Genomic DNA, 12842 nt, shown 5'->3' with positions numbered 1-12842 from the left:
GCACCTCCCAATTATAGACAATGTCTAAAATTGAGAGGTGCTTTTCATCAGCCGTTTTTTACATTTACGCAGATGCTTCTGTTTCACTTTTCCCGCTCAGCTTATCGGCAATCACCGTGAGCGCGCCATCTCCCGTGACGTTTGTTGCTGTTCCGAAGCTATCCTGTGCGAGATACAGGGCGATCATCAGCGAAAGCATCGTGCTGCTGAAGCCGAGCATCGTTTCTAGCAATCCGAGCGCTGCCATGACGGCGCCGCCTGGTACTCCTGGTGCGGCGATCATGGTAACCCCAAGCATCATGATGAAGGGCAGCATTTCCGCGAAAGTTGCTTCCTGTCCTTGAAGGAGCATGACGGCCATACCGCAGCTGACCAGAGTGATGGTGCTGCCTGACAAATGGATTGTCGCAAGCAATGGGACGGAAAAATCAGCTACTTTCTCACGTGCGCCTATTTTACGAGCATGCTTCAAGGTTACCGGAATCGTAGAAGCGGATGACTGTGTGCCGAGTGCGGTCATGTAAGCAGGTGCCATTTCCTTCAGCATTTTGAAAGGATTGCGCTTAGCCGCTGTACCCGCGACACTGTATTGGACCAATAGATAGATTAAATGAAGAAGAATGATCATAATGAAAACCTTGATAAAAACGCTCATGATCGCGGAAACCTGTCCGCCCTGGGTCATGTTCGCGAAAATCCCGAAAATGTGGAATGGCAGCAGCGGGATGATGACCTTTTCAATGACAAGTTCAATGATTCCCCTGAAATCAATCAGTGCGTTTTGCAGTGTCTTGCCTTTGATATACGCCATTCCCAAACCGAGCATGAACGCGACCAAAAGCGCGGTCATGATTCCCATCACAGGAGGCATGTCCACTGTGAATAAAGGTTTAAGAAGAGCTTCTTCCGGATTCTCGAATTCACGGACATTTTGACTTTTTAATAGAATTGGATAAAGTGCTGTTGCAGCGAAAAAAGCGAGTAAGCCAGCAGCGACTGTTGAGACATAGGCAATAGAGGTTGTAATCCCCAGCAGTTTGCCCGCTCCTCTGCCTAAAGCAGCAATTCCTGGTGCGATGAAACCGATAATGATGAATGGAATGGCGAACCCTAAGAAATTACCGAACAGGCCATTGAAGGTTGCGAAAACTCTAATTATGATTTCCGGAAAAATCATGCCCGCAACAATTCCAAGGGCGATCGCCAGAATTATTTTTGGCAGTAAACCGAATCTCCTCATGATGTCCTCCCTGAAAATGCAATTGTTTTTATTAGGTGGATTATACATGGATAATGAATGATTGTTAAGACATTTACTCATTCACAGAATTATTAGTTAATTCATATGGTAATTTAGGCGTTAAAATTGGGTTTGCTGCCTAAAAGTGGCTTTTCAAAAGGTAACTTATTCTGTGAATGTTAACTTTTGACTCCCTGGCAGGTTTCACGCCTGAAAAACAGGAAATAGTATAGCTTGAGAGTTATTATTAGGCTCTTTTCTCAAACATTGTTGTTATTGACAACAAAATAGGATTGAATGACCTATTTTTCTTCGCAAAGTTGACTCTTATGTGAGAAAAGAGCATGCAAACTTAATACCGACCTGCAAAATTGCCTTATATTACGGAAAAATCGGCTTTAGGATTTTAACAACCATCTTAACGAAAACAGCCTATTATTAAAAATTGATAACAATTCCGTAATTTAAAAATAAAGTGGTAAAATAGGAAGCGGAAAGTGGAGCCAGATTGAATTTATTGGAGGTCTATTTTTATGAAGACAAGAATCGGGCTGCTGTACGGCGGCAAATCTGCTGAACATAAAGTATCAATGCAGACAGCACTTGCTGTGACGAAAGCATTGGATTTTAAAAAATTCGAGATTTATCCTATATACATAACCGAGGAAGGAGAGTGGGTCAAGGGTCCCGAGCTCAATGCTCCTGCAGAAAATGTAAAAACGCTGGAGTTCTCAGACAACTCGAACCTTCCGACTCCTTCATTCACACCAGCATTATTCCAGGCTGGCGGTGCTGAATCCGGGAAGACTCTTGATGTCATTTTCCCATTGCTGCATGGACCGAATGGTGAAGATGGAACGGTGCAAGGCTTGCTGGAATTATTGAATCTTCCATATGTCGGCAATGGCGTCCTCGCCTCTGCTGCCGGCATGGATAAAATTGTTATGAAAAATGTCTTTGCACAGGCGGGACTTCCTCAGGTGGACTATGTGGCCGCTATTAGAAGCGACTGGGAAAAGAATAGTGAAAAGGTATACGGTCTTGTTGAAGAGAGACTTGGCTATCCTTGCTTTGTAAAGCCTGCAAACCTTGGGTCCAGCGTAGGAATCAGCAAGGCATCCAACAAGCAGGAGCTTGAGGAAGCCTTCAAAGAGGCCTTCCAATTTGACCGTAAAATCATCATCGAACAGGGAGTTGTCGCACGTGAAATCGAGATTGGCGTCCTTGGAAACGATGAACCTGAATGCTCGGTAGTTGGCGAAATCGTTCCTAAAAAGGATTTCTATGATTACAAAGCGAAGTATGAGGACGGCGATACAGCGATGATCATCCCTGCTGAAATCACGGAGCAGCAATATGCTGACCTGAAGGAGATGGCAGTCACTGCTTTCAAGGCGCTGGATTGCTCAGGTCTTGTTCGCGCCGATTTCTTCCTGACAAAGGATGGCCAGCTGCTGATTAACGAGGTCAACACAATGCCTGGCTTCACGCCATTCAGCATGTTCCCGCTCCTGTGGAAGCATACAGGTGTCGAATACCCGCAGCTGATCGAAAAGCTGGTGAACCTCGGAATCGAACGCCATGCTGAAAAACAGAAAATAAAGTATACTTTTTAAGAATAGATCATCCAGGGAGACACGGCAGCCAGTGGCATGGCCGTGTCCCTTTATTTCGGGAGGATAATAGTATGATTCAAAAATCTTTATCAGAAATCGCCCAAATGGCAGGAGCGCTGAATGATGTAAGCCAGTTTGCAGATGTCAACGTCAAAGGCGTTTCAATCGACACTCGCAAAATAGAAACAGGGAATTTGTTTGTTCCTTTTAAAGGGGCACGGACAGATGGACATAACTTTGTAGCTGATGTCATCCAAAATGGCGGAGCTTCGGCAGCATTATGGCAAAAAGATGTTCCGAACCCTCCGGAGGGTTTGCCGGTCATTATCGTTGAAGATACAACGACCGCCTTGCAGGAGCTGGCTAGAAATTACCGCAACTCGCTTGATATAAAGGTTGTCGGGATTACCGGCAGCAACGGAAAAACGACAACAAAAGATATGACAGCAAATCTGCTGGCGCAAAAATACAAAGTGCAAAAGACCGAAGGAAACTTCAATAACCACCTGGGCCTTCCGCTGACGCTCCTTCGTTTGCAAGAAGATACAGAAGTCGCCGTACTTGAGATGGGCATGAGCGGCAAGGGCGAGATAGAATTTTTAACGAAAATGGGGCGTCCGGATGCCGTCATCATCACTAATATTGGCGAATCCCATCTGCTTGACCTTGGTTCAAGGGAAGCGATTGCTGATGCAAAGCTTGAAATCATCAGCGGCCTTCAGACAAATGGCCAGATCATTTTTCACGGAGACGAGCCTCTGTTGCAGGAAAGACTGCAGGATTACAAAGGAAATGGCGTCCTGAAAACATTCGGGGCCAGCCAGGATAATGACTTGTATCCGGTCAAAATCGAGCCAATGGAAAATGGAAATAAGTTTACCACCAATCTTGGTGATGAAACTTTCTATCTTCCGGTGCTCGGAAACCATAATATCCTGAATGCGCTGGCAGCCATGCTTGCTGCGGAGTTCTTGGGTGTTCCTTTTGAAAAAATGAATGCCGGTTTTGCAGGCTTGAAGCTGACCAATATGAGGATGGAACTTTCCGAAGGAGCTAACGGAGAAAAAATCATCAATGATGCCTATAATGCCAGCCCGACATCCATGAAGGCAGCAATCGACCTCGTCGCCAATCTGTCAGGCTACAGCCGTAAAATCCTTGTTCTGGGTGACATGCTAGAGCTTGGGCCGCTGGAGGAGGAATACCATTACACAGTTGGAGCTTCCCTCGATGCTGAAAAAGTCGACTATGTTTTCACATACGGCAAGCTTAGCGAGTCAATTGCCAGAGGAGCAAAAGAAGTCCTTGGTGACGACAGGGCATTTGCTTTCCAGGATAAACAACAATTGAGCGACAAACTGAAAAAGTATGTAACCGGCGAAACGATCATCCTCGTCAAAGCATCACGAGGCATGGCGCTCGAAGAAGTCGTCCAATCGCTGCAATAATTACCCTCAAGATGTCCTGCTGCCAGGGCATCTTCTTTTTCTTAATCCAGCTCCATCGCCTAGCCAGTTTTCATCCCTGAAACAGCCTCCTCGAGTATCTTGTGAGACGCGTTAGCTTTGAGCAGCTCGAGGCGCTTGCGTTTTTGTTCAAGGCTGCTTTTCGTAAAGATTGTTGTTAAAATTCTAAAGCCGATTTTAACGTAATATAAGCCATTTTTCAGGTCGGTATTATGTTTGCATGCTCTTTTCTCACAAAAGAGCCAACTTTGCGAAGAAAAATAGGTCATTCAATCCTATTTTGTAGTCAATAGCAACAAAGTTTGAGAAAAGAGCCATGTTCTATTTAACGATATGATTACAAAAGCCTTTATCAAGGAAATTCCGGGTTAAATGATTTAAAATGGGGAAAGATTAAATACGAGAAAAACTAATGGGTGATTGGTTATGATAGGTTGTCTGTTAATCCATGGCTTTACCGGGTCTCCGTTCGAAGTGGAACCACTTGCCCAGTCGCTGAAAGAGAGGACCGATTGGAAAATAGTTGTTCCTACCCTGCCTGGCCATGGCAATGAGCTGAATTTGAGGGGAATCAAACATAATGAGTGGATCGACCATGCCGAAAACGAACTGAAGGCGTTATTGAAAGAGTGTGATACCGTCTATGTTGTTGGTTTTTCGATGGGCGGGCTGATTGCCAGCTATCTTGCCTCGACTTACCCGGTTGATAAGCTGGTTCTGCTCAGCGCGGCTGCTTATTATGTGAACCCTAAACAGCTTGCATTCGATATCAAGGAAATGATGAGGGATACGTTCCAAGGAAAACTAAAAGAAAATGAATTATTCAAGCGTTATACACGAAAGATCAAAGAAACACCCATGACCGCTACCTTGCAGTTTCGCAGGCTTGTAACCAAAATTAAGCCTATTCTCAATGAAGTGAAGGTGCCTACCTTGATCGCGCAAGGCGAGAGTGACGGCATCGTGCCCCCTAAAAGCGCCCGGTATCTATATGAAAATATTGGCGCTGAAGAAAAACGGCTGATTTTTTATAAGAACTCCAAACATCTGATCTGTCACTGTGATGAAAAAGAACACTTATTTGATGAGGTGTATGATTTTTTGACCTCTAACCCAAGAGAAGGAATCAAGAGCTGAGGCAATTCCTCAAAAATTGCTTTTCCTTCCTAAAGATGGTATCATGAATATTGAGTGTCTAACTGAGAAAATCCTTTAAGCGGACATACTCCCGTGATGGAGAATGTCTTTTTTTGCTAATATTTCAGGTTCTGTGCTTCAGCGTGTTGTAATTGCTGATTCAGCCCTGCTTAAAACACAAGGTGAGAACACCTATTTTGCCGTAAAGGTACGACAAACTAACCAGAATCAGAAATGGTTTGGATCCTTAAACAGCCACTTATTAAAATAACGATGCATCGGTTATTGCCGATGCGGGATAAATGTGAACAAAAAGGAGAATGAGCAAAGTTGACAATGTTCCAAGACATGGGCATTAGCCCCGCAACATTAAAAGCTGTAAAGAATATGGGTTTTGAGGAAGCAACTCCAATTCAGGCAGAGACGATTCCAATCAGCCTTCAGAACAAAGATGTGATCGGCCAGGCGCAGACAGGTACTGGTAAGACTGCTGCTTTCGGTATTCCTCTAGTGGAAAAAATCAAGAAAGAAAACCATAACATTCAGGGAATCATCATCGCGCCAACTCGTGAATTGGCAATCCAGGTTTCCGAGGAATTATACAAAATCGGTGCTGGCAAGAGGTTGGGCGTTCTTGCAATCTACGGCGGCCAGGATATCAACCGCCAGATCCGCGCATTGAAAAAAGGTCCTCACATCATCGTCGGAACTCCAGGACGACTTCTTGACCATATCAACAGAAAGACGATCCGTCTTGATACTGTAGAGACAGTCATCCTTGACGAAGCAGATGAAATGCTGAACATGGGCTTCATCGAAGATATCGAAGCAATCCTTGCAAAAATCCCTAACGAACGCCAGACATTATTGTTCTCGGCAACAATGCCAGGACCAATCCGCAAGATCGCTGAGCGCTTCATGAAGGATCCGGAAGTTGTTCGTGTCAAAGCGAAGGAAATGACAGTTCCTTTGATCGAGCAATACTATGTTGAAGTACAGGAGAAGAACAAGTTCGATGTTCTTACACGACTTCTTGATATCCAATCTCCGGAATTGGCAATCATCTTCGGACGCACGAAGCGCCGTGTTGATGAGCTTGCTGAAGCATTGAACCTTCGCGGCTACACTGCCGAAGGAATCCACGGCGACCTCACTCAGGCAAAGCGTATGTCTGTTTTAAGAAAGTTCAAGGAAGGTTCAATCGACGTGCTAGTTGCGACAGACGTGGCTGCTCGTGGACTTGATATTTCTGGTGTAACGCACGTTTATAACTTCGATATCCCGCAAGACCCTGAAAGCTATGTACACCGTATCGGGCGTACTGGCCGTGCAGGTAAAGAGGGTATGGCGATCACGTTTGTCACACAGAGAGAGACTTCTTACCTTCATGTAGTGGAAAAAACAACTAAACGCCGCATGGAAAAAATGACTGCTCCAACCGTGGACCAAGCGCTTGAAGGCCAGCAAAGAGCAGTTGTTGACAAGATTACACAAACAATCGAGTCAAATAACCTTCAATACTACCGTCAGGCAGCGGATGAGCTATTGAAAAATCATGATGCTCAAACAGTCGTTGCTTCAGTATTGAAAATGCTCACTAAAGAGCCTGATACAACTCCTGTTAAGCTTACTGAGGAAAAGCCTCTTCCAAACAGAAGAGACAAGAAGCCTCAAGGAGACCGCAGAAGATACGATAACAGAGGCGGCGATGGACGCAATAAAAAGCCTTATAAGCCACGCTCTGGAACGAAACGCACAGGCGGCGGCAGCAGAGAAGGCGGCGGCTACAAATCTAGACCTTCCCGCTAAAATAAACACCCAAACCCCGGTTTTTAACTAAACCGGGGTTTTTTGTATGCGGCATTTACAAACTCATTCGGCAATAATTTTTCCAGTCCCCCATCCATTGAATTTGGACATACTACCTAAAAAACGGGGGTGGCTGATATGACGATTGTTAGGCTTGGGTATGTTGCGATGAGTGAGGAGTTGAAGAATGCCTCTCCGTCACAGACGATGACATTCAAGCAATTCCAGGGAATCAAGGACAGGGACGCAGCCATCAATAAGCTGGAGAGAATCGCTGTATCCAACCTTGAAAACTGCCTGCGTCTTCTCAGGCACAGCAAAGCGAACGAAATTCACTTTTTCCGGCTCAGCTCGAGGCTGATTCCGCTTGCCAATCATGAAGAGCTTTCCGATTGGAAGTATATGCGTGCGTTAAAAGAACCATTAAAGGATATAGCTGACTTTTTACAATCAAACCCGATGCGTGTTGATTTTCACCCAGACCATTTTGTGCTGCTGAATACACTGAAGACCGAAACCCTGAACAATTCAATCAGGACTCTTGCAATGCATCATGCCTTATTGAAGGGGATGGAAATCGATCCCGAGCACCGATGTGTCCTCCATGTCGGCGGTGTCTATGAAAACCGGGAAAAAGCGCTGGAGCAATTCATCCATAATTGGGGACTTGTTTCAACCAGGCTGCAAGATATGATCATGCTGGAAAATGATGATACATCGTTCACGCTGCACGATACGCTTTACCTTTGCGAGAAGCTTGGGATCCCGCTGGTTTTCGATTATCATCATCACCTTGCCCATCATGAAAACATAAACTGGCAGGAGCAATGGGATCGAATCGCTGGCACGTGGGAGCACTCGAAGCTGCCGGTAAAAATGCATATTTCCAGTCCGCGTTCCGAGAAAGAATACCGGGCGCACGCCGAATATGTGGATGCTGACATGTTCATGGATTTTCTTAACGGGATAAAAGGTTCAGTCCCGGAAATCCACTGCATGATCGAAGCGAAAAAGAAGGATCTCGCCCTGTTCAAGCTTGCTGAAGATTTAAGACTAAAGCCTGAAGTGGAGCCCATTGATGGCAGCAGCTTCAAGATAAAATAACACGGATTCTCGGGCCCATAGCGCATTTTCCTCCCAATTTAGTGCCATACTGATGTGTTATTGTTGTATACTTAGGAAGGTGCTATTAATTGGAAAAATAGGAGGAAGCTTTATGACGATTTCTGAGCCGCAAAAGCGGATTTCCGAGCAGGCCTTGACTGTCTGGAAAATTGCCGCTGGCCTCCATTCCCTGGTGGTATGGATATTAGCGGGCGGTCTGATCGCCATTACGATTATATTTGACTTTCCTAAATGGATTATTGCTGCAGCTATAGCTGTGGCTGCTGTATATAGCTATTTATTCATCATTTTATTGCCAACCTTGCGCTGGAAACGCTGGCGCTATGAAGTAAGGGAACAGGAGATTGAGTTGCAATATGGTGTATTCATCATAAAGAGGACGCTTATTCCGATGATCCGTGTCCAGCATGTTGATACACAGCAGGGCCCTTTATTGCGAAAATACCGTTTATCGACGGTGACGGTTTCGACTGCTGCGACCATCCATGAAATACCTGCGCTGGATATGGAGGAAGCCGAAAATTTGAGGATCTCCATTTCAAGACTTGCAAGGGTGGCGGATGAAGATGTCTGATCCGAAAAGGCTGCATCCGATCGCTGCTGTCGTCAATGCGCTTCGCCAGCTGAAGGAAATGATCATTCCTTTCCTGATTTTCGTCGTTTTCGGGAGCAGGGGAACGGATTGGGACCTGTTTTACTTCTTTGGTTCAATTGGGGTTGTCGTGCTTGTTTTAGTTTACGGAGTTTTGTCATGGTACAGATTTACATATCGCATCGAACAAGGTGAATTGCGAATCGAATATGGGTTAATTGTCAGGAAGAAGCGATATATACCGTTCGACCGGATTCAAAGCCTTGACTTGTCCGAAGGAATTTTACAGCGGCTGTTCGGCCTTGTGAAGGTGAAGGTGGAGACGGCCGGCTCAGGCGGGATGGGACTCCAGGATGGAGAGGCGGTCCTTACGGCGATCACAAAGCAGGATGCACAGGAAATCCATGACTATCTCGTTTCGATCAAAAAGTCCGGGAAAATTCTGGATGGGGAAGAGGAACCGGAATCCTCGGAGGATCTTTTATATAAAATCTCCGTTTCAGAACTATTGATGCTGGCAACAACGTCAGGCGGGGTCGGTGTAGTCATTTCCGCGGTGCTGGCGTTCGTATTTCAATTTGAAGAGTTCATTCCTTACGAACAGATTTTTGATGGAGTCGAGCACTTTGTCCAGAACGGGGTTGTTTTTATCAGCGTTGTAGTTTTTCTAGGATTCCTGTTGGCGTGGATTATTGCGCTGTTTGGTACGATGTTGAAATACGCTAATTTTACCGTTAGAAAAGTGGACAATGACCTTGTCATCACACGTGGATTGCTGGAAAAACGGCAGTTCACGATTCCGCTTAATCGAATTCAGGCCGTCCGCATCAGCGAGAATCTCGTCAGGCAGCCGCTTGGCTATGCTTCAGCATTTGTGGAAAGTGCGGGAGGTTCGGCGCTTGACCAGGAAAGCTCTAAGGTCCTCATCCTTCCAATCGTGAAAAAAAGAAAGATCCCCGGCCTGCTTGAACCGCATTTGACGGAGTACCACTTCCGTGTCAATATATCGTCTGCACCTGTAAGGGCATACAGCAGATATTTATTGAAAGGCTGGCTGTTCACGCTGCCAATCATCATTGCGGCCATCTTGTTTTTGAGACCATGGGGCTTTAGTTCGCTGATCCTGCTGGCTGTCTCGGCGGTATGGTCCTATCTTAATTATAAGGATGCAGGCTGGAGCCTTGACAATGGGATGCTGACCTTCCGATATCGCAATATTGTCAAGAACACAGTGTATATGAGGAAAAACAAAGTCCAGTCCTTCAGCATGAAAGAAAGCTTTTTTCAGCGGAAAAAGAAACTGGCTACCGTCGAGGCAATTGTCAAATCCGGGCATGGCGGTGCTGGCGGCAAAGTCATTGACCTTGAGAGAAAGCATGTTGACATGATGTATCACTGGTACTCACATGAAACGAATGAATGAGAAAAGCGTAAGCGCCTTGATCAGCCCCGACAAGCGACTCGAGGGGCTAGGCGCTGAAGCTGGACATTTCTCGAAGTGAAATTCATCCCCTGTACCAAAAAAAGCGCCCTTGAGGCGCTTTTTATTACCTTTTATATATGGCAGCTCCGGTCAGAAAACCTGCAAGCATGCCAAAAATATGGGCGGTAATATTGATGTTCGACTGGACGAATGTCATGACCACAGCAATGATGGCGATCGTCATGATCGTCTGGGAGTTTTCGCGTGACATCATGGCTTTCCGGAACATTGTGATAGAAATATAGAAACCGAACAGTCCGAAGATGGCACCGCTTGAACCTACATGTGTGTAGGTCAGCGGCTCGAGAATCAGGGTAGCAATGTTTGCGGCGATGCCTGTAGCAAGATAGAGCAGGGTGAATTTTGTTTTGCCAAGCAGCTGCTCGAGTGCCGGGCCGAACAAGACGAGCGAAAAGCTGTTGAACAGCATATGCGCAAACCCCGCATGCATGAAGATGGGTGTGACAAGCCGCCAATACTCACCGTTCACAACGTACAAGTTCACACCGGCTAGAAGTCCAAACAGGTATCTGCTCGGGAAAATTGGCAACGCCGTCAGCAGATATAATATGATATGGATTGCAATGATGATGGTGATAACAGGGTAAAGTCTAATGAAGTCGCGCAAGCTTTCTGTTCTTGTAAACATGGAAACCTCCTCGGTCCTCATAATCGTGAGGTTTGGTTATTTTTTAAATTGGTAAAAGTCCTAATCTAAAGGATAGCCCTAATGAACGAAAGTTGTACACTATTTTCTATGCACATTTCATCTTTTTTAGAAGGGAGCTGGAAAAATGATCATTGGAACAGGAATCGATATCGTGGAAATCAGCAGGATCCGCAAACTGGCAGAGTCGCAGCCGCGTTTTCCTGAGCGGGTTTTAACGGAAAAAGAAAGAGAAGTTTACAAGCAATATAATGAACGAAGAGGAATTGAATTCCTTGCCGGACGCTGGGCAGCGAAGGAAGCTTTTTCAAAAGCAAAGGGGACTGGCATTGGAAAGGAATTGTCCTTCATGGATATCGAGATTGAGCACGACCCACACGGAAGGCCAATCGTGGTTAAGCCCTATTTGGAAGGAGTCCATCTCTCGATTTCACACAGTGAGCATTATGCGATCGCGCAAGTGGTTATCGAAAAAATTTAAAATGCTTGTCAATCCCGGGGGCATATTCGCCCAGGTTGTCTCATATATTCATAATGCAGTAAGGGAGACAAGGCTAGGGCGGCGAGAACATGGCTGCACGAAGACTACTCAAGCAATTTTGCAGCCGGTGTCTTATTCCTGTCCTTTCTTTCCCTTTACACGTTTAAATGAGACTAAAAGGGGTTGGAAGAATGAAGAAAAGGTTATTGCTGCTTCTCGCCGGGCTCATGGTTATTTTTGCTCTGGCTGCCTGCGGTACAAAATCACAGGAATCTGTGGTTAAAGAGCTGGATGGAACGCTCGAAGATCTGAAGAGTTACAAGGCTAAGGCAAAGATGACATTGCAAATGGGCACGGAGCCACAAGTGTATGATGTGGAGATTTGGCATAAAGATCCGTCATTTTACCGTGTGAATCTGAAGAATGCCCAGAAGGACCAAAGCCAGATGATCCTCAGGAACGATGAAGGAGTTTTTGTTCTGACGCCTGCCCTTAACAAAAGCTTCAAATTCCAGAGTGACTGGCCGAAGAACAGCAGCCAGGCTTATCTGTACGAATCTTTAATCACTGATATTCTGGAGGATAAGCAAGCGAAATTCTCGGCAACAAAGGAACATTATGTGTTCGAAACGAAAACAAGATACCAGAACAATAAGATGCTTCCAATCCAGGAAATCAAGCTGAACAAAAAGAGCCTGGCGCCGGTTAGCGTGAAGGTGATGGACCCAGACCGCAATGCGCTTGTGACGGTTGAATTTTCTGACGTGAAATTCGACGCAAGCTTTGATAAAGATGCGTTTGATATGAAAAAGAACATGACAGGAGCCCAGCTTGAGGTACCGGTTATGGCAGATGTAGAGGACAAGGAATTCACAGTGAAATACCCAGTTGCTGAAATCCCAGGCGTGACTTTGATTGATGAAAAGGAAATCACGACAGAGAATGGAAAGCGTGTCATATTGACCTATGACGGCGAAAAGTCCTTCACGCTGATCCAGGAAAAAGCAGATGCCATGCCTGCAATGTCCTCTGCGATCAATATGACTGGAAAACCTGTCGACCTAGGATTCACAATTGGAGCCATGAATGAAACCTCAGTATCCTGGACCCACCTCGGAGTCGATTATATGCTGGCTTCAACAGACCTATCACCAGAAGAACTTGAAATGGTCGCAAAATCAGTTCTGTCCGATATGGAAAAATAAGAATTCAAATGCAGGCTCAGT

General features: G+C 45.6%; 11 protein-coding genes. 9 read left to right on the top strand and 2 right to left on the bottom strand.

Translation table 11 applies throughout. The annotated features are described in order from the left end of the window. Positions 1-64: 64 nt before the first annotated feature. Positions 65-1240: a dicarboxylate/amino acid:cation symporter gene (locus tag J7E35_RS10190; protein WP_214779431.1), complete on the bottom strand. Its 1176-nt coding sequence runs from the start codon at positions 1238-1240 to the stop codon at positions 65-67. Between the two features lie 533 nt (positions 1241-1773). Here J7E35_RS10190 and J7E35_RS10185 point away from each other — a divergent pair. The 7 genes from J7E35_RS10185 (at position 1774) to J7E35_RS10155 (ending at position 10408) form a co-directional block, all read left to right on the top strand. Beyond that, a complete protein-coding gene (locus J7E35_RS10185; protein WP_214779429.1) occupies positions 1774-2856 on the top strand; it encodes a D-alanine--D-alanine ligase in 1083 nt (360 codons plus the stop codon). 71 nt (positions 2857-2927) lie between these two features. Next, on the top strand, positions 2928-4304 hold the full coding sequence (locus tag J7E35_RS10180) for a UDP-N-acetylmuramoyl-tripeptide--D-alanyl-D-alanine ligase (protein WP_214779427.1): 1377 nt from the start codon (positions 2928-2930) through the stop codon (positions 4302-4304). Positions 4305-4748: 444 nt separating this feature from the next. Next, positions 4749-5459 carry an alpha/beta hydrolase gene (locus tag J7E35_RS10175; protein ID WP_214779424.1) on the top strand — a complete coding sequence of 237 codons (711 nt, stop codon included), beginning with the start codon at positions 4749-4751 and terminating at the stop codon, positions 5457-5459. Positions 5460-5789: 330 nt separating this feature from the next. Further along, complete coding sequence (gene cshA / locus J7E35_RS10170; RefSeq protein WP_285290348.1) at positions 5790-7268, top strand: degradosome RNA helicase CshA; 1479 nt, start codon at positions 5790-5792, stop codon at positions 7266-7268. 138 nt (positions 7269-7406) lie between these two features. Continuing rightward, a complete protein-coding gene (gene uvsE / locus J7E35_RS10165) occupies positions 7407-8372 on the top strand; it encodes a UV DNA damage repair endonuclease UvsE (RefSeq protein ID WP_214779422.1) in 966 nt (321 codons plus the stop codon). 112 nt (positions 8373-8484) lie between these two features. Beyond that, positions 8485-8967: a PH domain-containing protein gene (locus J7E35_RS10160; protein ID WP_214779420.1), complete on the top strand. Its 483-nt coding sequence runs from the start codon at positions 8485-8487 to the stop codon at positions 8965-8967. After that, a complete protein-coding gene (locus tag J7E35_RS10155) occupies positions 8960-10408 on the top strand; it encodes a PH domain-containing protein (protein ID WP_214779418.1) in 1449 nt (482 codons plus the stop codon). Before J7E35_RS10160 ends, J7E35_RS10155 begins: the two co-directional genes overlap by 8 nt. A 124-nt stretch (positions 10409-10532) precedes the next feature. Here J7E35_RS10155 and J7E35_RS10150 read toward each other — a convergent pair whose 3' ends face one another. Continuing rightward, on the bottom strand, positions 10533-11117 hold the full coding sequence (locus J7E35_RS10150) for a rhomboid family intramembrane serine protease (protein WP_214779415.1): 585 nt from the start codon (positions 11115-11117) through the stop codon (positions 10533-10535). A 145-nt stretch (positions 11118-11262) separates the two neighbouring features. On the opposite strand from J7E35_RS10150, the gene acpS reads away from it, so the two are divergent. After that, the gene (acpS, locus tag J7E35_RS10145; protein WP_214779413.1) at positions 11263-11616 is read left to right on the top strand and encodes a holo-ACP synthase; all 354 of its coding nucleotides are present in this window, start codon (positions 11263-11265) and stop codon (positions 11614-11616) included. A gap of 191 nt (positions 11617-11807) precedes the next feature. After that, complete coding sequence (locus J7E35_RS10140) at positions 11808-12821, top strand: LolA family protein (RefSeq protein ID WP_214779411.1); 1014 nt, start codon at positions 11808-11810, stop codon at positions 12819-12821. The last annotated feature ends 21 nt before the right edge of the window (positions 12822-12842 follow it).

The organism is Bacillus sp. ISL-45 (assembly GCF_018613195.1).
Lineage (GTDB): Bacteria > Bacillota > Bacilli > Bacillales > Cytobacillaceae > Mesobacillus.
The sequence above is the reverse complement of the archived record's forward strand: the minus strand, read 5'-3'. Positions and strand labels throughout refer to the sequence as shown.